Raw genomic sequence first — 22213 nt, forward strand, 5'->3', positions numbered from 1 at the left:
GAGCGGTTATGGTGGTTACGGCACAAGCGATACTACTGTCTAGAAGACAGTAGGTTGGTTATCGATCTAATATAAAGGTTGTTAAATATTAGGCTAGGTATTTGATTAAACGGCGCACAAGCAGCTACGCTTGGCAAATGAATTGATAAGCCCAAGATCAATTCGAGCCTTTTCTCGCCTTCATTCATACTAGTTCATGACAAATTTTTATCGTTGCTGGTTGGTACTTGTGGGAGTATTAGTCTTTGCTACTTTCTCGGCAAAAGCTCAGTATACCTTCTCTAACACCAACTTAAATCCTTATAAGCAGAACTTCGACTCACTTGGGACGGGAACTGCTACTTTCAACAATAACTCAACTTTTCGGGGGATTTATGCAACCGCAACTCTGACAGCATATCCTGGCGCGACCTTTCCACCTAGTGCTCTTAGCCCTAGCGATGGTTCTACTGGGACCGGTGCATGGTATCACTTTGGCTATACTGGAGATACTGATCGAGCATTTGGCGGTATTGCGGCCGGCACGGGTGCTACTGGGGTTGGCACCGGCTACATCGGAGTGCGTCTTAAGAATGGCACTAGCGGAGCAACCGCGGCCACGATCAAGAGCCTAGAAATTATGTATGCTATGGAGCAATGGTATAACTCCGGCATTAATACAGCCGCGCAGGTGAAGGTGGATTACCAGATCAGCACTACCCCTATAGTTTCTTTGACTAGTGGTACTTGGACTCCCATCAGTGCCCTCGGCGTTGACGCCCCCTCTACCACTACTCCCATTGCTCCACGCGACGGCAACTCTACTACAAACCGGCGTGTGTTGCGCAGCACACTTACTGCTGACATTCCGGTCAATGGTGAGATAATGATTCGTTGGTCGTACACATTCAACAGTACCACCAATGGTAATGGTTTGAGTATTGATGATGTGGTTATCACACCGCAAACAAACATCTTCTACTCCAAAGCCAATATAAATTTAAACTTAGATGCTCTTACTACTTGGGGTACGGCAACTGATGGTACCGGCACGCAACCTGCAAGCTTCTCGTTGCCCAACACAGTATACTATGTACAAGGAAACACTACTACATCTGGCACCAGTAGCTCGAGTCGTATTAATGGAAGTGCGGCAGGTACTTGGACTGTAGATGGTGCAAACTCCCATATAGTTGTTGGAGTACCGGGATCGACTGTTTCCTCGCGTCTGTATCTTTTCAACGACGACGACATAAAAGGGGTAGTTGATGTGGAGAGTAATGGGGCCTTGGCTATTCAGCGCCCTACTTACGCATCTACACTTACCCTAGGTCGGCTTGCTAATACCAGCACGGTAGAATATTATACGACGGGTACCGACATAAACATAGCGCCTGGCTCTTATGGTAATTTAAAATTAACTGGCGGTGCTAATAAGAACTTAATTGGTAACGTGCTTGTGAACGGCACTCTCAGTTTTATAACAGCATCAGCTACAAGCGGCGGAGTGACAGTGACTGCTGCTCCAAAATTGTACTTGGGTCCCTACAACCTTACCATACAGCGTGGAGGGCAGATTCAAGGTGCTAGCAATGCTGCTTTTGTAGTGACGAATGGTAAGGGACAACTCCGTCAAAGCGTAACCAATAGTGGTACGGATGTGCTGTTTCCAATCGGTAGCTCTGCTGCTAGCTATACGCCGGCTTTACTACAACAACCTAGCAGCACAACAGCGCGCAATGAAGACGTATTCTCGGTCCGTGTGGCCGATGGCATGTATGCTCGCTATGATGCTTCAGAAACCGGCATAGGTACTGCTGTCACCAACCAGAACGTAAAGAAAACTTGGTTAGTGAGCGAAGAAGTACCAGGTAACTCTAATATCACAATGGGGTTGCAATGGAATAGCACAGACGAAATGGCTGATTTTGTCCGTAATAGCGCTTACGTATCGCATTATCTTGCTACAGGCTCATCAGCTTATTTCGACAAACCTAGCGAGGTACCCGGTATTGCGGCTGGCACTGTAGCTAGCAGCTACCGAGTGAATCGAGGAAGTATCACAAGCTTCTCGCCCTTCAGCGTGTCCTCCCGGCCAGATATGCCTTTGCCAGTAGAGTTGACGGCCTTCTCGGCGCGGCGCCTAGGTACTGCGGTCGTTTGCCGCTGGACCACGGCCAGCGAGAGAAACAGTGCTAAATTCATCGTTGAACGTAGCACTGATGGTCATTCTTTTCAAGCCATCGGGATGTTCGCTGCCGCTGGCACGAGCACTGCTGCGCGTTCTTACTCCTTCGCTGACCAACAACCGCTAACTACTACGGCCTACTACCGATTGCGTCAAATTGATGAAGATGCTACAGAGGCCTTCTCGCCAGTTGTAACGGTAGCTGGCTGCACGGAATGTCTTGCTAACAACGTGACAATAGCTCCAAACCCCAGTTCCGGCTTGTTTGAGCTTTATACTAATCTTGAGGCGGTTGTATTAGGCGGTACCGTTAGCAATACGCTTGGCAAGTCAGTGCTGACCATAAATCAAGAGGTGCCAGTTGGACCACAACGTACCTTACTTGATTTGACACAACAGCCCGCTGGCGTGTACCTCGTGCAACTACAAACAAGCAGCGGTAGTTTGGTACGGAAGATTGTAAAGCAGTAATTAGTTAGCTCGCTTACTATTCAACAGAAAAGGCGCTCGTAGAGCGCCTTTTCTGTTGAATATAGTTCTGTAAAGTTAGCCGCGCATTCTGCGTACTAAAAACCAAATAAGTAGTACTACCAAGAAGATACCAACGACAGCGGTCCAGGCACCTGCTTTGAAAATATCACCAATGGCCTCACAGCTGCTAAGTGAAAAGGTAAGCAGCACGAGGGTAAAAGCGAGGAAAAAACGAAAATCTTTCATGGCAGGTCAGTAGGGGAAATGGAGGGAGAGGAGTTGCAACGACTTTCAGCGTTTCAGATTGATACTGACCAACGCGCGAAAAGGTTGAGAGCCCTCGCTAACTTCTACCGTCATTTACTACTGTTCGTTGTCGTGCTATTATGACCGGAGAGCTATGTTACTAGGAGAAGCGCTGCTTCCTAGCTCAACACTTGCGGTGGCTATACCTAGGTAGGTACAGCAGTATTGGTTCTTTACATCTGTGTAGGAGGCTGATAACCAGCTCAGCAATACAGCCGTTCTTGGTTTTTTTGTGTTGCTACTAAAAGCACTTTTTCGGTGTCGTCTGCGTATGCAGGAGAAGTAGTTTCTGTTAACGACTAATCTTTCTTCTCATATGTCACGCTTTGTCTTACCGAGCTTGTTCGTTGTGGCTGCTTTGAGTAGCCACCTTGCTCTAGCGCAGCAGCCTGCTGCTTCATCAACGCCGCAGGCTGCGGAACCCGCTACCTCCTCCACCAAACCCGATAATCCGACTACACCCGCATCTTCTTGGACCACTCCTGGTACTGGTAAAGAAGCTTCTGATGATGCTGCCTCGCGAATAGAGGGCGCGCATATTGCGCCAGGCTTCACGGCTGCTCCTCCCACGCGCGTGCGTTATGATTACCGAGGCCGCCCAATGGGCGCGCCACTGCGCCGGCCTACGGTAAACTCGTCGGCTCCAGCTCTCTCGCCTGCTCCTGCTGCTCAGAATAGTGCTGCTACTAATTCGGCAGCAAACAGATCAGCCGGTGCAGCACCAACTGAAGCCACTCCAGCAGCGGAGCCCGCAACTCCCTCAACTTCTAACAGCTTGAAATCGTCGGCTCCTGCTGCTCCTAAGGCAACACCAGCAAAGAAAGCAGCCCCAAAGAAAAAACAGTCAGACGGCTGGGGCACTAATACCAGTGGTTGGTAATAGGTTTATGATAACGTATACGAATGACTAAACAGTCGTTAACTCTGTTAGCCAGTTTATATGCGGCTGCGGCAAGAACAAGCCATCCGAAAATGGTGACGTTTTAAAACAAAGAAGCCCGCTGGATATCCAGCGGGCTTCTTTGTTTCTGCGCTCCCTCCTGGGCTCGAACCAGGGACCCTCTGATTAACAGTCAGATGCTCTAACCGGCTGAGCTAAGGAAGCGGTTATGGCGGCTTTTAGTAGCCGTTGCGGGTGCAATATTAAGACGGTGTTTTGCTTTTTGCAAGAGCTACACTGTATTTTATTTAATAAAAATAGCTAGTTGCTGATAGTAAGCAAGTTGCCGCTTAAAGAAGTTGCATACTGACGCAATGGATAACGCGAAGGCCCACCCTGGATCTGACCCTGCAAGCTAAATTGGGAGGTGCAGCAGGTGTCGCGAAAGAACAAGCGCGAAGGATCAATGCTTACCGTGGCGCAAGAACTAGTCGGCTGATACGGGCAGGTCCGGTCGAAAGCTAGGTAAGAACCAGCTTTTTGCCGCACCACTATCAACCCCTTGGTTCCTTTCACACCACCATCCACGTACTGTACGCCGTTGTCGAAGCGCAGGGCCGTGTTCTGCTGGTCAAGCAAGCTTATGGTGGTCGTGAAAGCAATTATGGGTATCTGAGGCTGCACCTCCGAAGCAGAGTCGCCACCACAGGCTATTATACCTAGCATGCCAGTAAGTACGGTCGCTGCACTGAAGAAGCGTAAGCTGCTGGGTATACGCATGGTCTTATCTTGCTTTATAGGGCTGGGTAGCTTGGTGAGTGACAGTAGAGCAGGGAACATTCTACTGTCACTCACCACACGCTAACCTAGCTGTACTCCTTCGAACTGGCGTAGGAAGCGCATGTCGTTCTCCGTGAACAAACGCAAATCCTTGATCTGATATTTTAGCATGGCAATGCGTTCGATGCCCATGCCCCAGGCATAACCTGAGTACTGCTCAGGGTCGATACCGGATTGTTGGAGTACATTGGGGTCAACCATACCGCAACCACCAATCTCAACCCAGCCGGTTTGCTTACAGATGTTGCAGCCTTTGCCCTTGCAGATCAGACAAGTGATGTCAATTTCGGCGCTAGGTTCGGTGAAAGGGAAAAACGACGGGCGGAAGCGGATTTGGATGTCTTGCCCGAACATTTCCTGCACGAAGTAGTACACCGTCTGCTTTAGATCAGCGAAGCTCACGCCCTCATCAATGAAGAGTCCTTCTACTTGATGGAACATCATGTGAGCACGGGCCGAAATAGCTTCGTTGCGGTACACCCGCCCGGGCATGATGCTGCGAATAGGAGGCTTTTGGCTTTCCATTACGCGCACTTGCACGTTGCTGGTGTGCGTGCGCAAAAGCCAATCGTTGGTTTGGCCTGGCTCGCGGTGTACGAAGAACGTATCCTGCATGTCGCGCGCCGGGTGATTTTCGGGGAAATTTAGCGCCGTGAAGTTATGCCAATCGTCTTCAATTTCGGGCCCTTCGGCTACGTTGAAACCAATGCGCGAGAAAGTGCGCACCATTTCTTCGCGTACTAAGCTCAAGGGGTGCCGGGTACCTAGGGCATTGGGCGCTGGGGGTAACGTGTAGTCGAAGGTTGCATCGGCAGGCGCATTTTGAGCGGCGGCTTCTACTTCCTGCTGGCGCTGCGTAAACTTCTCTAGGGCTAACTGCTTAAGCTGGTTGAGCTCCTGACCCACGGCACGGCGCTGCTCCTGCGGCACTGTTTTTAGTTGGTCAAACAGGTCGGCTAGCTGACCTTTACGACCTGTGAAGGCGATTCGAAACTGCTCCAGCTGTTCGGGAGCTGTAAGATCGTAGGCTTCGATTTCGGCGCGTAGCCGATTGATATTCTCCTGCATAATAGCGCAAAGGTACGGCGTTGCCGACAACTGATAACAGCCCCGGCACATGTTGAATTTGGGACTTTCTAGTGCAAAATGGGGAATTGTTTATCCTATATCCGGCTAGGCCTGTCGAGGTCAGTAGGAGAATTTTAGGATTTGGTATGATTGATGCAATACGATGAGCATCCGAATGGCCGTTACTGACGAGAGCCGGCCTTCGTTATTTGTCTTTTTTACGGCGTACTCCTGCATCTATTTCCACACCCATTCAGTCACTCACCATGCCTCGTTTTCTGTTCCCCGCATTCTTGTTAGGTGCTTTGCTAAGTGCCTCTACTATTACTCAAGCACAATCTGATACTCGGACTAATACCACTGCCGTCGACCCATGGGCAGCTACTGATGCAGTAGCTGATGCGCCGCAATACGCTACGGGCTGGAGTAGCGCGCCAGGGATGAGTCTGAGCTTGCACCAGCGCCCAACCACCGATTACCGGGGCCGTCCGCTTAAGCAGCAAGCGAAAGTTAAGCGTGTTTCAGTAGATGATCTAGCTATCGTTGATGCCAACGATGACCCCATGATGCACAGTTCCGGCGTCATGATTGCCCCTGGCATGAACACGGCGCCTTACCGTGGCGTGAGCACCGACTACAACGGCCGGCCGCTACGCAAGTCAACGCATACCAGTTCTACTATAGGTGCCAAGATGGCGAAGGCAGCGCCTGTTGCTGTTGTGCCCTCAACAACTTGGTAGAACAAGCCTCAAGCTAGAGTCGGCATTATTATCGTAAGGCAAATAGTAGTCACTCTACTTTTCCTACGATGCGCCTCCCTTTACTCCTCGTTTCGATGCTTGTGCTAACCGCATCTTCCGTGTTAGCGCAACAAACTCGCCGCACAGCCAACGGCTATCATCATACGCAGAATGCAAAAGCCAAAGCTCGTTCGGGGGCTTATGCCCGCTACGACCGATCAGGTCGTCGCAACGAAGATAATCTGAAGCTAGCTCCTGGCTTGCGTCTGAACATGCCTAGCCCGCCTACTACCGACTATATGGGGCGGCCACTGAAGAAGAAAACAGCTCCTGTTGCGACGGGTGCAACTAGTCTTTCAGCCAATCAGTCAGCTAAAGCAGCTACGAAGCCGACGAAGTCAGCGAAGCGGCAAGCACGATAAGCGCGGAACAACAGATGGTCGAAGCAGCCGTTTCTGCGTATAGGATTTAACACGCTCACGGTTAAATAACTATGTCACGGATTGCTTTTGTGGTGCTGCTAAGTGCCGCGCTGCTGACTACTACGGCCGTTACGGCGCAAACGCGCACGAATGCGCCAGCAGGTAAGAAAACAGGATCGAGCGGCAAGGTATACCCGGCACAACCAGCTCGCACGTCCACTAAGCCCACCGCAGGAGACGGCAATACGGCCTCACCTGCTACCGACCCCAAGATGGAGCCATTAATGGAAAGCCAAGGTGAGTCGGTAGCACCGGGCATGAGCGGGGCGCCACCCACACGGGTTACAACCGACTACGAAGGTCGCCCAGAGAAAAAAACGACGAATAGTTCTACGTTATCGTCGCCTAAGAGCCCGGCTGCCCAGCCAAAAACGCAGTAGAACTTCAGATAAGAATGATAAAGCGAGAGCCCACCGATACATCAATCGGTGGGCTCTTTTATTTGTGACCTCTTCTCTACTCGGCTTCTGTGCCGACAGTTGTGAGTTCTTCTACTACTTCTTTTGGTTGAGCACGATAATACAGAGTCGTGCTATTCTCAGGGCGTAGCACTTCTTGCGCCGCAGCTAACACAGCAGCTGGCGTAATAGCCTGTATACGGGCGCTTTCCTGGTTCACTAGGTTAGCGTCGCCCATGAGTTTGCTGTAAGCTAGGTTCATAGCTCGGTTCAGCAACTCAATTTCTCCAAATACAATGCTGGCCTCAGCCTGGTTCTTTACCTTTTCCAGTTCTTCGGCAGCCACTTCCGTGGTGCGTAGCTCCGCCAGAATTTCTTCGACGGCAGCATCTGCCTCTTCTGGCGTTACGCCGGCATTGAGCTTTCCGCTGATCACCAGCAAGCCGGGTTCTAAAGAGCCGGTGCAGGAAGCAGAAACGTTGTTGAACAATGGTCGTTCTTTCACCAAGCGCTGGTATAAGCGCGACGACTTGCCTCGGCCTAGCACGTCGCCAAGCAAATCGACGGGGTAATATGCCTCATCAGCGCGGCCGGGCATGTGATACACTTTGTAGAACGCCGTTACGGGCACATCAGCCGCCACATCAAGATGACGCGCCTGCGTTTGACGCGGCTCAGTAGGCAGGTTGCGGTCGTAGTGTGTTCCGCTTGGAATTGGCTCAAACCACTTTTCGGCTAGGCGTTTTACTTCGGCCACGGGCACCGCACCAGCTACGACCAGGATGGCGTTGGCGGGTGAGTAGTGCTTTGCGAAAAAAGCGCGTACGTCGTCCATCACCGCGTTTTCGATGTGGCTTACTTCCTTGCCAATGGTAGCCCAGTTGTAGGGATGTACTTGATAGGCAAGAGGACGCAGCTTCAACCATACGTCACCGTAGGGCTGGTTAAGGTAGTTCTGCTTAAATTCTTCCACAACCACCTTGCGCTGCACTTCCAAACCCTGCTCCGAAAAAGCTAGGCTCAGCATCCGGTCCGATTCAAGCCAGAAGCCTGTTTCGATGTTGGCGGCGGGCACAGTCAGGTAGTAGTTGGTGATATCTGGCGAGGTAAAGGCGTTGTTTTCGCCACCGACGCGCTGCAAAGGCTCGTCGTAATTAGGTATGTTGACGGAGCCCGAAAACATCAGGTGCTCAAACAAGTGCGCGAAACCTGTGTGGTGCGGGTCTTCGTCGCGCGAGCCCACATTGTAAAGGATATTGAGCACGGCCATCGGCGTGGTGTGGTCCTCGTGGACGATGCAGCGTAGACCGTTGGCTAGGGTAAATTCTTCGAAGTGAATCATGAACTATTGAAGGGAAGAAGGGCGGGAAAGAGCAATTATAATAACCGATGGATATAATCAAAGTTTCAACTACGCAGAAAAGACAACAGGTGGTTGGTTGAAGCTCACAATGACCAGCAGACCAGATGCTGACAATTCATCTCGTCTAGAATGAGGCCGAACAATTTTCCTTCCTTTTCAAACCCGTACTTTTGAGGCTGCTAGCTTTATTACTCGCCCACGTATGCAATTCGACCGCAAGGATTACTCCAACGAACAACTTTTAACGCTTTACCGCGCTTTGCTCAAGCCGCGCCTGATCGAAGAAAAAATGCTGATTTTGCTACGCCAAGGCAAAGTGAGCAAATGGTTTTCCGGGGTGGGGCAGGAAGCTATTGCTGTGGGGAGCACGTTGGCGCTCAATGCGGATGAATACATTTTGCCGCTGCATCGTAACCTAGGGGTATTCACGGCCCGGGAAGTACCGCTGGCGCGGCTGTTCGGTCAGTGGCAGGGCAAGCTCGACGGCTTTACCAAGGGGCGCGACCGAAGCTTTCACTTTGGCAGCAACGAGCACCATATTGTCGGCATGATCTCGCACCTAGGTCCGCAGCTTGCCGTAGCGGATGGTATTGCCCTGGCAGACCTGCTCGACCAGCAGAAGCGGGTGACCTTGGTGTATAGTGGCGACGGAGGTGCCTCCGAAGGCGATTTTCACGAAGCCCTGAACGTAGCTGCCGTGTGGCAACTGCCCGTTATTTTCTTGGTTGAGAACAACGGCTATGGCCTTTCCACTCCCAGTAATGAGCAGTTTCGCTGCCGCTCTTTTATCGACAAAGGTCCCGCTTACGGCATGGAAGCCGTGCAAGTAGACGGCAACAACGTTCTGGAAGTGTATGGTACCATTCAACGGCTCGCCCACGACCTGCGCCAAAAGCCACGGCCGGTGCTAGTAGAAGCCATTACGTTTCGGATGCGCGGACACGAGGAGGCGAGTGGCACTAAGTACGTACCGCAGGATTTACTGACGGAGTGGGCCGCTAAAGACCCCGTGACCAACTACGAACAGTGGCTGGTGGCCGAAGAACTGCTGAGCGAAACTGGTCGGCACCGCATTCGGGAGCAGATCAAGGTGGAAATTGACGAAGCGCTACAAGCCGCTGACGCCTTGCCCGCTCCCGTCGCCGACGAAGCTACCGAGCTAGCCGACATGTATCAACCATTTGAAGCGCCCGAACAAGCCCCCGCCACTAATGGGCCTAGCTCCGATAAACGCTACCTAGACGCCATTTCCGACGCCTTGCGCCAGAGCATGGAGCGCTACCCCGAGCTGGTGCTAATGGGGCAGGATATTGCCGAATACGGCGGTGTATTCAAAGCCACGGAAGGGTTTGTGGCACAGTTTGGTAAGGCGCGGGTGCGCAACACGCCCTTATGCGAATCGGCTATTCTGGGAGCTAGCCTAGGGCTGAGCATCCGCAAGAAAAAATCGATGGTGGAAATGCAGTTCGCCGATTTTGTGACCTGTGGCTTCAATCAGATTGTGAACAATCTGGCGAAGAGTCATTACCGCTGGGGGCAGAACGCCGATGTGGTTGTGCGTATGCCCACGGGGGCAGGTACGGCGGCCGGGCCATTCCACTCACAGAGCAACGAAGCGTGGTTTGTGCACACGCCAGGCCTGAAAGTAGTGTACCCCAGTAGCCCCGAAGATGCGAAAGGTTTGCTCAATGCCGCCATCGCAGATCCAAACCCTGTGCTTTATTTCGAGCACAAGCTGCTGTACCGTTCCGTCACGGGAACTGTGCCCGACGAATACTATACCACGCCCATCGGCAAAGCTAGGCTCGTGCGGGAGGGTGACAACTTAAGCATCATTACGTACGGGCTAGGGGTGCACTGGGCTACCCAACTCGCTGAAGAGCTAGCCCTTGACTGTGATATTCTGGACTTGCGCACCTTGCTGCCCTGGGATGAAGAGGCCGTGCGCCAAACCGTGACGAAAACCGGCCGCGTGCTTCTGTTGCACGAGGATACACTCACCGGCGGCATTGGCGGCGAAATAGCCGCCTGGATTGCGGAGCACTGCTTTGAGTACCTCGATGGACCCGTGCAGCGCGTTGCTTCACTCGATACCGCTGTGCCCTTTGCCCCGACGCTGGAGAAAGCATTTTTGCCTCAACAGCGTCTGCGTGAGCGTATTGAGAAGTTATTGGCCTATTAGCCGCCCGGTTAAGGCACGGGTTTTGGTACCTAGAGTAGCGTAACTAAGCAGCGGAGTAATTGAGCAAATGGATAACTGTGTTTACCTAGATATAAACCCTTCTCCAACTACTCAGGCACTTGGCTGCTCCGTCACTCACTTTCTCCTGATATTGGTTTATGATTACCTCTTTCCTGTGTAAAGCACGGACTGCCGTGTGGTTGTTGGTGCTGAGCTGCTTGTTGACGACGGCTTGCCACTCGCACCGTATTCCGAACCCAACGGGGCCACCGCAGCCGAAAAAGGTGAAAGCCAGCAAGACCGCCGATGCGACTGAAACTGCTGATGGATCAACGGCTACTGCCCCACCACCTCAGCACAATAGCTACGACAAAAATGGCCTCCTGAAAAAGCCTAAGTATGAGCGTCGGCGCGTGAAGCGGAAGATAGGACAGCGCAAGTTCCTGGGTATTGTTCTGCCCTTCTAAATAGCCTAGCTAAGCCTTTCTGTTTTACGTAACAGTGCTAGGCTAAAAGGTTTACGTCAACGTACGTAGTAGCCAAGCTTCTCGCAGGCCTTCAAACGCTGCTTCGTGCTTATACTTACTTTTACCGTCCATCTCATGCATCGTATCATCGCACTTGCCTTTCTGTTGCTTCTCATCGGTTACGCGCAACCAGCGGCGGCGCAGACAAAGGAGATAAGTCCGGCGAAGCTACGAGCGGCTAATCGCCGTTCTTTACGCGAAGCACGCCAGTATCCGGCCCCGGCGGCCTACAAGGATTCGCACTTGGCCGTGAGCCGCGCTGACTTACGACGCGGAGAAGGCGGGCAGACGGGGCAACCCAACGATGGGCGCGACAGTTATAAATTCGATAAGACGGGCACGGCGCGCGTGAGCGAACCAATTGCGCCCGGGCTGCGTCCTCGCAAGAAGAAAAAGGAATAAATTACTTAACCACCCAACCCATGGCTCCTTGGCAACCCCTCACGCAGGCTGAACAACTCACCGATATCGTTCGCGAATCGCACGAGCAGCCTGTCCTCATTTTTAAGCATAGTACCTCCTGCTCGATTAGCGCAGCGGCTAAGAGCAAGCTAGAGCGTCAGTGGAACGACGCGGGCCTGGAAAATGCTAAAATATACTACTTGGATTTGCTGCGCTACCGGCCCATTTCGACCCAGGTTGCCGAACAGTTTGGGGTGCGTCACGAGTCTCCGCAGCTGTTGCTTATCCAGGACGGCGAGTGCCGCTACGATGCCTCGCACATGGGTATTCGCCTGAGCGACGTGAAGAGCAGCATCAACGCATAAGGCGAAAGGCTAGGTGCTAGGTAGAGGACAAGCATTTACCGCATTGATGAAGAGTGCTTTATTGTTAATTACAACGTATTAACAATAAAATGGTCACCTTATCGATAAAGTAGAATGCCTCATCAACCTAGCACCTAGCCTTGCTGCTTTATAGACTATAATCGAACTGAACCTCCTGCCGAATTTCTGGGTTCAAACTCAGAGCAACCGGACAGGTGTGTGCTGCGTTTTCGAGGATGGTACGTTGCTTTGGCGACAAGGCGGCGGGCAGTTGAAAGTGCACATCGATTTGTCCAATGCGCCTTGGGTCAGCCACCATGTGCTTGGTTACGTTGAAGGTAGTACCAGCTAAGTCGATCTGGCTCCGCTCCGCAACGATGCCCATAATGGTCATCATGCATGAGCCGAGCGCTGCACTGACGAGGTCGGTAGGCGAAAAGGCTTCACCCCGGCCATGGTTGTCAACAGGTGCGTCGGTGACGATGCAAGTGCCAGAGGCTGTGTGTGTAGCTTCAGTACGTAGCTGGCCGGAATAGCGGGCGGTGGCGGTGCTCATAAATTAACAAAGAAGGTAAGACAATGCGTGTAAATTTACGTACTTTCGATAAGTCAGCTACTCAGCGACCGTTTTCGGCCTCCATTGTTCCATTCCCAGCTTTTTCGTCACCCGTGCGTACGTTATCTGTCTCCGGCTGTTTAGTACTGGCTGTTTTGGCTTTTGCGCCTGCTGCACGCGCGCAAAGTCAGAATGCGAGTCAGACCGTAAGTGCTACTGATGAGCCTTCTTACCGCAAGGAATTTATCTACGGCATCAACTTCAACACGCGTGGCGGCTTAATTGGGGGCGTATCGGTGCGCTCTACCAAGTTGCTGTCACAAGATTGGTCGCGGTTTTGGGGAATTGAAGCGGTAGAGGTGAAGCACCCCAAAGAGCAACGCGTCACTAACATTAACACCGGCGGCACCTTCGTGCTTGGCAAGAGCAACTATATGTTTGCCATCCGGCCTACGTTTGGTGTGCAGCGGGTAATTTTCCGTAAAGCACCCGAATCGGGCGTACAGGTGAATGCGTTGCTAGGAGCTGGCCCTTCCGTTGCGCTGCTCATGCCGTACTATATCTCTTACGATTTAACAGATCGACAAGCTAACGGTCAGATAAAGCAAGGGACGCAGCAAAAAATCGTGAACCAGCAATACGATCCGAACGTCAACACCGAGGCTGGCCGCATTATCGACCGGGCGCCGTTATTTGCGGGTATCAGCGAAACTAAGCCCAACATCGGAGCCCACTTGCGCGGGGCACTTAGCTTCGAGTATGGTCGCTACCGCGATGCGGTAGCAGGTATTGAAGCGGGCTTTTTAGTGGAGGCTTATACCAAGAAGTTGACCATCCTGAGCGTGCAATCAGCGAGCAGCACCAAAGCGCTGAACGAGCAATTTTATCCATCCGTGTACCTAACCCTTTACTTAGGTCACCGGAGCTAAGAGAAGAACCAGCTTATAGTGGCTGACGCTACAGAATAGCCGGCGCACTTGCGTATGCAAGGGGCCGGCTATTTGATTTTGAACTTGTTTACTGGCTAGGGGTTGTACCTTTAGCTTAGCACGCTAGCCTTATCATAAAGGATAGTTGCTCAGTAGCCACATAACTGTCATTTGACCTTACCTTTGCAGCATGGATGAATTGTTGCTGACCCTGCCGATAATACAACCCCAGGCCACTGCGCCTGCTAAGCCGCGCAAGCCCGATTGGTTGCGCGTAAAGCTGCCCGTGGGACCTGAGTATGCGAAAGTTCGCCGACTGGTGGACGAGCACAAGCTGCACACCATTTGCGAGAGCGGCAACTGCCCCAATATGGGCGAGTGCTGGGGCGCGGGTACGGCTACGTTCATGATCTTGGGTAACATTTGCACCCGTTCTTGTTCGTTCTGTGCAGTCGCTACCGGCCGCCCAAATGAATATGACTTAGATGAGCCGCGCCGTGTGGCCGAAGCCATTCAGCTGATGGGCGTAAAACACGCCGTTCTTACCTCCGTGAACCGCGACGAGCTGAAAGACCGAGGCGCTAGCGTGTGGTACGAAACGGTGGTGCAGACCAAGCAACTCTCGCCTACTACCACTATCGAAACGCTCATCCCCGACGTGAAAGCCAACTGGGCCGCCCTCGATACAATGATTGCCGGTGGCCAAGAGGTAGTATCGCACAACATGGAAACAGTAGGCAGCCTATATCGTCTGGTGCGCCCACAAGCCAAGTATGACCGTTCGCTGGAGCAGATTCGGCGTACGAAAGAAGCGGGTAAGCGCACCAAGTCGGGCATTATGCTTGGCTTAGGCGAGCAGAAAGAGGAGGTATACAAGGCAATGGACGACTTGGTCGAAAACGGCCTCGACATTCTGACCCTAGGTCAGTACCTGCAACCTACTAAGCGTCACATCGAAGTTGCTGAATTCATTCACCCAGACTTGTTCGCGCACTACCGTGAAGAGGGTCTGCGCCGTGGCCTCAAGTACGTAGAATCAGGCCCGCTGGTGCGCAGCAGCTACCACGCCGAGCGCCACGTAAACGTGCCGATCTAATCAACTTGATCCGAGTTCAAATGAAAAAGGACAAGCTAGCTAGCTTGTCCTTTTTCATTTGAACTCGGCGTCGTTTTAGTGAGGAAAAGCTAAGGGCAGCTAGTAAACAGGATAGTACAGGGTAGCTGATGGGGTAAGAGCATGTATGTTCGCCTCTCTGTTATGATACCCCGCAAAGCCTTTACCTCATGCGCCGAAAGCTAGCTTTTTTAATTACCTGTTTACTACTGCTGTATACCGGCAGTTTGCGTGCCCAATCGGATGCACGCAAGCAAGTTCAATACCTATCGGGTACCGATAATAACCATACTGCCACCTGGGATTTCTACTGCACTGGTGGGCGCAAGAGCGGATACTGGACCACCATTCAGGTGCCTGCGTGCTGGGAGCAGCAGGGTTTTGGTAGCTACAACTATGGTCGCGACTACAAAACCTACGGTAAGAACTTCCGCTTCGCCGATGAGAAAGGCATGTACAAGCGGCAATTTCAGGTGCCGGCTAGCTGGAAAGACAAGCAAGTGTATCTGGTCTTTGAAGGCTCAATGACGGACACTGAGGTAAAAGTCAACGGCCAACTCGCCGGACCCGTGCACCAAGGCGCTTTTTACCGGTTTAAGTACGATATCACCAGCAAGCTGCAAGGTGATAAAGCCAATTTGCTGGAAATAACAGTAAGTAAAATGTCAGCTGAAGCCTCGGTCAACAATGCCGAACGCCTCGCCGACTACTGGATTTTTGGGGGCATTTTCCGGCCTGTGTACCTAGAGGCCTATCCGAAGCAGTTTATTGCGCACACCGCCGTTGCCGCCAAGGCCGATGGCACGTTTGCCATGAATGTGTTCCTAAAAGGCACGCAGCAAGCCAGCGAAGTGCAAGCTGATATCCTGGACGCTGCTGGCAAAGTAGTAGGCACAGCAAAGGCTTCAGCCAATCCGCAAGACACAGTAGTTACGCTACGTACAAAAGTCAACAAGCCATTGCAGTGGACTTCGGAAACGCCGAACATGTACCGGGCCAACGTGACCTTGAAGACGAATGGCAACCTAGCTTTCCAAACGACAGAGAAGTTTGGCTTCCGTACCATCGAGATCCGACACGGCAAAGGCATCTATGTGAATGGTACACAGGTGAAAATGAAGGGTATCAACCGGCACAGCTGGTGGCCCGAAACCGGCCGTACGCTCAATGACTCCATTCACCTAGGTGACGTGAAGCTCATGAAGGAGATGAACATGAACGCCGTGCGTCTGTCGCACTACCCGCCCGATGCTAAGTTCTTGGAAATCTGCGATTCGCTCGGCCTGTACGTGCTTGATGAGCTAGCGGGTTGGCAAAAAGCGTACAGTACTAAAGCTGGTGAGAAGCTGGTGAAGGAGATGGTGGAAAAGGATGTGAACCACCCAAGCATCATCTTCTGGAGCAACGGCAACGAAGGCGGCACGAACAAAGAGCTAGATGATGATTTTGGAAAGTATGACCTTTCCGCCCGCCCAGTTATCCACGCGCACCACCGCCCCGGCAACGCCTTCAACGGCATCGATACAAATCACTACGAAGATTACTACAGCACCCAAAAGATCCTCGCTGACTCGCTCATCTACATGCCTACCGAGTTTCTGCACGCCCAAGACGACGGCGGCGCGGCCGTGGGCCTAGGTGATTTCTGGGAGCTACACTGGAAATCGCAGCGCTCCGGTGGCGGCTTCATTTGGGCGTTGGTGGATGAAGGCATTGTACGCACCGACCTGAACAACATTATCGACGTGAACGGCGTGAATGCTCCAGACGGTGTGGTTGGTCCGCACCGCGAGAAGGAGGGAAGCTTTTACGCTATTCGGGAGATTTTCTCGCCGGTACATATCACCCTCAAGGAACTACCTACTTCCTTTAAAGGCGTGGTTCCGGTGGAAAACCGCTACCACTTCACGAATCTGAATCAGTGCTACTTCCAATGGGAGCTGGTAAAATACCGTAAGCCAGGCGAGGTATTCGCAGGCTATACGACGATGAAGAAAAGCCGAATAGCTAGCCCTAATGTTGCGCCCCTCGCTAGCGGTAAGCTCGATTTGAAGTTGCCCAAGGATTGGAAAACGTACGATGCGCTGCTGCTCTCTGCGTATGATCCGGCGAAGAACCTAGTATACAAATGGTCGTGGAAAACAGCGGCTAACGACCAGCTACTCGACGGCGTTTTGGCTTTGCAAGACAAGCAGCCGCAACCGGTAGAGACAACGGACACTGACAGTACTCTCACACTGAAAGCCAGCGACATCACCGTGACGTTCAACAAGCGCAATGGCAAGCTGACGGGCGTGAAGGGCAATAGCGGTGATAAGCTTTCCTTCGGCAATGGCCCCGTGATGGTAAGCGGCAATGCTACCTTCACCGGCCTCACCCACCGGAAGGAAAACGACGGCGAGGTAGTGGAAGCTAGCTATACCGGCGACCTGAAGTACGTGCGTTGGAAGATGTACAGCACCGGCTGGCTCGGCCTCAGCTACGAATACGCCTTGAGCGGTGATTTCCCGTTTACAGGCGTGAGCTTTACGTACCCCGAGAACTTTGTGCTGAGCGCGAAATGGCTCGGCAAAGGCCCGTACCGCGTCTGGAAGAACCGCCTACAAGGTGTGACCGATAACGTATGGGAAAATGCCTACAACAACACCCAAACCGGCGCGGCTCCCTGGATCTATCCCGAATTCAAAGGCTACTTTGCCGACATCACATGGCTGGAAATGAACACCGTAGAAGGCAAGTTCCTGGTAGCCAGCCCTGATAAAGGCTTGTACGTGCGCATGCTCGATTTCTATGGCCTATCGGGCGTGAAACCGCATCCGGCTTTGCCCATCGGTAACCTCTCGTTCCTCGATGCTATTCCGCCCATCGGTACTAAGCTGGCGTTGAATATCGACTCTAACCCGCAGAAGCTAGGTCCTAACAGTGAGCAAAACCACGTGAGCGGCAGCACCAAGCGCACCCTATACTTCTTCTTTGGCTTGCCCAAAACGAGTGGCGAAAAGCAGCCTTACACCGTGCCTGCTAAGAACGATCTGTTCTAGAAGCTAGGGCGCGACATAAAGCAGATACAAACAAAAAGCCCTTCTCCAGCATTGGAGAAGGGCTTTCATATTACTAAGCTAGGGCTTAACGGCGAGCGTTGGTGTCCTGTGGAGGGTACGTGCCCAGGATGCTACCTACAATGCGGTAGGTTTCCTGTTCCGAAATAGTTTGCTGATCCAGTTGAGCCTGACCCTGGCCGCGCCAAGCTAGCTCTTTACGGTGCGCATCCACGAAGTCGATGATCACTGTACCAGCTTTGTACTCAGTTACGGGCGTATAGCCATAGCCACGGCCGTAGAAGCCACCATAACCATAGTATGGATAGCCGAGGCCGTTATAGTAAGGCGATACGCTTTGCTTTTCTTCTACTTTGGCCGAGTAAGCAATGTAGAGGTCGGGGTTCGTCTCAGAGTACGTCAAACCCTTCTTCTGCATTTCCGTTTCCACGGCTGCGCGCATGCGCTTGTCGAGGAACGACTCGTAGCCTTTGGCAGGGCCGCCTTCTGTGTCAGGCTGCTGCTGCGGGTACCATGCCCACGTTTTGTAAGCACGGAAGTTTACAGAATGATCAAAGTCGGAAGAGACACCTACGCGTGAAGTCGTAGCGCAACTGGTGGCTCCAAACAGTAAAGAAAGACCGACAAAAGCCAACGCGGCCGGTCGGGCAAAAAAGCGGGTGATGCGGTTCATATGGTTGCTAATGCGGTGTAGTATGCGGGAAAAGGAGTCCAATAATAATCAATTCGAAAGCCTTTCCCCTTCTTGTTTTCTCAACATTGGAGCAGGGGTCAACGTTCCAAAATAGTAGGCTTGCCTAACAGATTCTATACGCCTTTCTGAGCGGAATATTGTTTGGCAAGAAATTTTCTATAAGTAACTAAATACTATATAACTATGAAAAAACTCATACTCTGCTTACTCGCTTTTGCTCCCTTGGCTTCCTGCAGCACGGCCGAGGTTGGTAGCTATTCGCACGCTAATCGCACACCCGTCGCGCACGACAGTGTTGTAGAGTGCGGCCTGTACAATGGCATGACCAAAGAGTCGACGGTACTTGCTACGCTAAGCTCTGGCACCCAGGTACAGGTTACGGACACCGTAGACCAATACTTTGTGAAGGCCCGCCTCACGAAAGACGGAAAAACGCTCAGCGGCTACATGTACCGCACCTGCTTTGCTAGCAAATAACTTATCGCATGCCTAATCATATTCCATACAAAAGGGGCCGTAATCATCGATTACGGCCCCTTTTGCGTGTTAATTACTTAAGAAAGCTAGGTACTTAGTACGAAGGTCCCCGATCAGTTGGTACCAGCTGCTCCTCTTGGTCGGCATATTCCTCGATAGAGGTGCACGAGCAGATCAGGTTCCGGTCGCCGTACGCCGAGTCGATGCGGCTCACGCTCGGCCAGAACTTGGCAGCGCGGGTATACTCGGCGGGGTACACGGCTTGTTCGCGTGAGTAAGGACGGTCCCAGTTGTGGATCAATACGGCCGCTGCGGTGTGCGGCGCGTGCTTGAGCACGTTGTCTTTGGCATCGGCGCGGCCTTCTTCTATCTCGCGAATTTCGGCGCGAATTGAAATCATGGCTTCGCAGAAGCGGTCGAGTTCCTCTTTGCTTTCGCTTTCGGTAGGCTCTACCATCAGCGTGCCGGCTACCGGGAAGGAAACCGTGGGCGCGTGGTAGCCATAGTCCATCAGGCGCTTGGCAATATCCTCGACCTCAATGCCGGCCTTCTTGAACTGACGGCAGTCCAGAATCATTTCGTGGGCGCAACGGCCATTAGCGCCGGTGTACAGCACTGGGTAGTGCTCCTCCAACTTAGCTTTGATGTAGTTGGCGTTCAGAATGGCTATTTCCGTCGCTCTCTTCAACCCTTCGCCGCCCATCATGGAGATGTAGGCGTACGAGATAGGCAGGATGCTAGCCGAACCCCATGGCGCGGACGATACCGCACCCGCTTTGCGGCCGTCAGCACTTACGACTGCGTGGCCGGGCAGGAAGGAAGACAGGTCTGACACCACACCGATAGGACCTACGCCAGGACCACCGCCCCCGTGCGGAATGCAGAAGGTCTTGTGTAGGTTCAGGTGGCACACGTCGGCACCGATGGTAGCGGGCGACGTGAGACCAACCTGGGCGTTCATGTTGGCGCCGTCCATGTACACGCGGCCACCGTGCTCGTGGATAGTCTGGCAGATGTCGATGATGGTTTCCTCGTACACGCCGTGCGTGCTAGGGTACGTCACCATCAAGCAAGACAGGTTATCGGCGTACTTAGCGGCTTTCTCTTTCAAGTCGGCCACGTCGATGTTGCCTTCCTCCGTGCTCTTCACAACTACTACCTGCATGCCGGCCATTACGGCCGAAGCTGGATTGGTGCCATGGGCGGAAGCTGGAATCAGAGCAATGTTGCGGTGACCTTGGTCGTGGGCCTCGTGGTAAGCACGAATGACGAGCAGGCCGGCATATTCGCCTTGGGCGCCAGAGTTTGGCTGCAGGCTCACGGCGGCAAAGCCCGTAACTTCACAGAGCCACTTCTCTAGGTCATGGAAAATTTCAGTGTAGCCTTGGGCTTGGTCGCGCGGAGCGAAGGGATGCAGGCTACCGATTTCGGGCCACGTCACCGGAATCATTTCGGCGGTGGCGTTGAGCTTCATCGTGCACGAGCCCAGCGGAATCATGGAGTGAGCTAGGCTCAAATCCTTGTTTTCCAGGTGCTTCATGTAGCGCAGCATCTCGTGCTCCGAGTGGTGCGTGTTGAAGATGGGGTGGGTGAGGTAGCTGCTCTGACGAATCAGGCTAGCCGGCCATTTTAGCTCGATGTCGGTAGGCATCAGGGCTTCGGTCCGGGTTTCTTTGCCAAGAATCCGGGCAAAGAGGTCCACGATTTCGGCTACGTCGGCTGCTTCCGTGTTTTGGTGCAGCGAAATACCAACGCTGGTTTCGTCGAAGTACCGGAAGTTGATACCTAGGTCTTCGGCTTCCTTGCGTAGGGCGTGGCGCAGCTCCGGGCTTTCCAGCTTTAGGTGCAGCGTGTCGAAGTAGTTCTCGTTTAGCTGATCAATGCCCAGCGAACCTAGCTCCTGTGCAAGGATCTGCGTGAAAGCGTGGATGTTGACGGCAAATTGCTTGATGCGCTGCGGACCGTGGTACACAGCATACATGCCTGCCAACACGCTCAGCAGCACCTGTGCTGTACAGATGTTGCTAGTTGCTTTTTCGCGGCGGATGTGCTGCTCGCGGGTTTGCAGCGCCATGCGATACGCCTTGTTACCAGCCGCATCCACGCTTTGGCCGATGATACGGCCCGGGATGATGCGCTTGAAGGCATCCTTCGTAGCGAAGAAGCCAGCGTGCGGACCACCGTAGCCCATCGGTACGCCGAAGCGCTGGGAGTTACCCACGCAGGCGTCCGCGCCCATCTCGCCGGGCGAGGTGAGCAGCGTGAGGGAAATCAGGTCAGCGGCAACTACCACAAACAAGCCACTTTGGTGGGCTTGGCTGATGAAGTCGGTGTAGTCGAATACTTCGCCATCGGCGCCGGGGTATTGCAGGATGGCACCAAATAAGCCTTCCATCGCGATGTCGATGGTGCGGTGGTCGCCCACCACGAGCTCAATACCGAGGGGCGTAGCGCGCGTGCGCAGCACGTCGATAGTTTGGGGCAGCACTTGCTCCGAGACGAAGAACTTATTGGCGTTCTTTTTCTTAGTCTGGCTATGAAACATGTGCAGGGCCTCGGCCGCCGCCGTGCCTTCGTCGAGCAAGGAGGCGTTGGCAATTTCCATCCCGGTCAGGTCCATCACCACCGTTTGGTAGTTGATGAGCGCTTCGAGGCGGCCCTGAGCAATTTCGGCTTGGTACGGCGTGTAGGCCGTGTACCAGCCGGGGTTTTCGAGAATGTTGCGCTGAATAACAGCAGGCAGGGCCGTGTCGTGGTAACCTAGGCCGATGTAGTTCTTATATACCTTATTCTGCCCAGCTATTTGTTTGAATTTAGCCAAAAAAGCCCGCTCCGTTAAGGCTGCGGGCAGGTTCAGGGGACGCTGGAGGCGAATAGCTGCCGGTACCGTTTCGTCGATGAGCTGCTCGACCGAGTCCACGCCGATCGTGCGTAGCATCTGAGCAATAGCAGCCTCGTCGGGACCGTTATGACGGTCTACGAATAGGTCGGCAGGCTTGGGGTGAAGAGTCATATAATAGAAGTGAGTTGTGACACAGGCAAAACGCCGAAAGCGGAGCTAGGCAAGAGACACTGGTAAAAGCGCAAAAGCCGCACGGTTGTTCTCGGATAGTTCACTTTCAGGCAACACAAAGGTAAGGTGAAAACCAACGCTACGTTGAGGCTAGAAGCTGTAGCTTTACCTACCACCCAC

Annotated in this window: 19 protein-coding genes and 1 tRNA gene; 13 read left to right on the forward strand and 7 right to left on the reverse strand. The window is 52.9% G+C overall.

Annotation, left to right across the window (positions count from 1 at the left end; translation table 11 throughout):
* Window positions 1-196 precede the first annotated feature (196 nt).
* Complete coding sequence (locus SD425_RS01505; RefSeq protein WP_324674683.1) at window positions 197-2638, forward strand: T9SS type A sorting domain-containing protein; 2442 nt, start codon at window positions 197-199, stop codon at window positions 2636-2638.
* Window positions 2639-3260: 622 nt separating this feature from the next.
* On the forward strand, window positions 3261-3824 hold the full coding sequence (locus SD425_RS01510; RefSeq protein WP_324674685.1) for a hypothetical protein: 564 nt from the start codon (window positions 3261-3263) through the stop codon (window positions 3822-3824).
* Between the two features lie 151 nt (window positions 3825-3975).
* Here SD425_RS01510 and SD425_RS01515 read toward each other — a convergent pair.
* From SD425_RS01515 to pheS, 3 genes are all read right to left on the reverse strand, one after another.
* Window positions 3976-4049, reverse strand: a tRNA-Asn gene (locus tag SD425_RS01515).
* 96 nt (window positions 4050-4145) lie between these two features.
* Entirely contained in the window at window positions 4146-4604 is a 459-nt protein-coding gene (locus SD425_RS01520; protein ID WP_324674687.1) for a hypothetical protein, read from the reverse strand.
* 81 nt (window positions 4605-4685) lie between these two features.
* On the reverse strand, window positions 4686-5732 hold the full coding sequence (gene pheS / locus SD425_RS01525) for a phenylalanine--tRNA ligase subunit alpha (RefSeq protein ID WP_324674689.1): 1047 nt from the start codon (window positions 5730-5732) through the stop codon (window positions 4686-4688).
* A gap of 266 nt (window positions 5733-5998) precedes the next feature.
* On the opposite strand from pheS, the gene SD425_RS01530 reads away from it, so the two are divergent.
* The 3 genes from SD425_RS01530 (at window position 5999) to SD425_RS01540 (ending at window position 7334) form a co-directional block, all read left to right on the forward strand.
* Window positions 5999-6472: a hypothetical protein gene (locus SD425_RS01530; RefSeq protein WP_324674691.1), complete on the forward strand. Its 474-nt coding sequence runs from the start codon at window positions 5999-6001 to the stop codon at window positions 6470-6472.
* Between the two features lie 68 nt (window positions 6473-6540).
* Window positions 6541-6894 (forward strand): hypothetical protein, encoded by a 354-nt coding sequence (locus SD425_RS01535; protein ID WP_324674693.1) that lies wholly within the window; start codon window positions 6541-6543, stop codon window positions 6892-6894.
* Between the two features lie 71 nt (window positions 6895-6965).
* Window positions 6966-7334, forward strand: a complete 369-nt coding sequence (locus SD425_RS01540; protein WP_324674695.1) for a hypothetical protein — start codon at window positions 6966-6968, stop codon at window positions 7332-7334.
* 76 nt (window positions 7335-7410) lie between these two features.
* Here the strand turns inward: SD425_RS01540 and SD425_RS01545 are convergent, their stop codons facing one another.
* Window positions 7411-8694 (reverse strand): pitrilysin family protein, encoded by a 1284-nt coding sequence (locus SD425_RS01545; protein ID WP_324674697.1) that lies wholly within the window; start codon window positions 8692-8694, stop codon window positions 7411-7413.
* 223 nt (window positions 8695-8917) lie between these two features.
* Between SD425_RS01545 and SD425_RS01550 the strand changes: the two genes are divergently transcribed.
* From SD425_RS01550 to ytxJ, 4 genes are all read left to right on the forward strand, one after another.
* On the forward strand, window positions 8918-10897 hold the full coding sequence (locus SD425_RS01550; RefSeq protein WP_324674699.1) for a dehydrogenase E1 component subunit alpha/beta: 1980 nt from the start codon (window positions 8918-8920) through the stop codon (window positions 10895-10897).
* 158 nt (window positions 10898-11055) lie between these two features.
* Window positions 11056-11364, forward strand: a complete 309-nt coding sequence (locus tag SD425_RS01555) for a hypothetical protein (RefSeq protein ID WP_324674701.1) — start codon at window positions 11056-11058, stop codon at window positions 11362-11364.
* A 135-nt stretch (window positions 11365-11499) separates the two neighbouring features.
* The gene (locus SD425_RS01560; RefSeq protein ID WP_324674704.1) at window positions 11500-11826 is read left to right on the forward strand and encodes a hypothetical protein; all 327 of its coding nucleotides are present in this window, start codon (window positions 11500-11502) and stop codon (window positions 11824-11826) included.
* A gap of 20 nt (window positions 11827-11846) precedes the next feature.
* A complete protein-coding gene (gene ytxJ, locus SD425_RS01565; RefSeq protein ID WP_324674706.1) occupies window positions 11847-12191 on the forward strand; it encodes a bacillithiol system redox-active protein YtxJ in 345 nt (114 codons plus the stop codon).
* 148 nt (window positions 12192-12339) lie between these two features.
* On the opposite strand, the gene SD425_RS01570 is transcribed toward ytxJ, so the two are convergent.
* Window positions 12340-12747, reverse strand: a complete 408-nt coding sequence (locus tag SD425_RS01570) for an OsmC family protein (protein ID WP_324674708.1) — start codon at window positions 12745-12747, stop codon at window positions 12340-12342.
* Between the two features lie 113 nt (window positions 12748-12860).
* Between SD425_RS01570 and SD425_RS01575 the strand changes: the two genes are divergently transcribed.
* From SD425_RS01575 to SD425_RS01585, 3 genes are all read left to right on the forward strand, one after another.
* Window positions 12861-13676 (forward strand): hypothetical protein, encoded by an 816-nt coding sequence (locus SD425_RS01575; RefSeq protein ID WP_324674710.1) that lies wholly within the window; start codon window positions 12861-12863, stop codon window positions 13674-13676.
* 202 nt (window positions 13677-13878) lie between these two features.
* Window positions 13879-14772 (forward strand): lipoyl synthase, encoded by an 894-nt coding sequence (lipA, locus tag SD425_RS01580; RefSeq protein WP_324679487.1) that lies wholly within the window; start codon window positions 13879-13881, stop codon window positions 14770-14772.
* A gap of 188 nt (window positions 14773-14960) precedes the next feature.
* On the forward strand, window positions 14961-17831 hold the full coding sequence (locus SD425_RS01585) for a glycoside hydrolase family 2 protein (protein WP_324674712.1): 2871 nt from the start codon (window positions 14961-14963) through the stop codon (window positions 17829-17831).
* A gap of 85 nt (window positions 17832-17916) precedes the next feature.
* Here SD425_RS01585 and SD425_RS01590 read toward each other — a convergent pair whose 3' ends face one another.
* The gene (locus SD425_RS01590) at window positions 17917-18522 is read right to left on the reverse strand and encodes a DUF4136 domain-containing protein (RefSeq protein WP_324674714.1); all 606 of its coding nucleotides are present in this window, start codon (window positions 18520-18522) and stop codon (window positions 17917-17919) included.
* Window positions 18523-18726: 204 nt separating this feature from the next.
* Here SD425_RS01590 and SD425_RS01595 point away from each other — a divergent pair, with 204 nt between their 5' ends.
* Window positions 18727-19020 carry an SH3 domain-containing protein gene (locus SD425_RS01595; protein WP_324674717.1) on the forward strand — a complete coding sequence of 98 codons (294 nt, stop codon included), beginning with the start codon at window positions 18727-18729 and terminating at the stop codon, window positions 19018-19020.
* Between the two features lie 94 nt (window positions 19021-19114).
* Here the strand turns inward: SD425_RS01595 and gcvP are convergent, their stop codons facing one another.
* Complete coding sequence (gene gcvP, locus SD425_RS01600) at window positions 19115-22033, reverse strand: aminomethyl-transferring glycine dehydrogenase (RefSeq protein WP_324674719.1); 2919 nt, start codon at window positions 22031-22033, stop codon at window positions 19115-19117.
* Between the last annotated feature and the right edge of the window lie 180 nt (window positions 22034-22213).

Origin of the sequence: Hymenobacter sp. GOD-10R (assembly GCF_035609205.1) — a bacterium.
In the GTDB taxonomy this organism is placed as follows: Bacteria; Bacteroidota; Bacteroidia; order Cytophagales; family Hymenobacteraceae; genus Hymenobacter.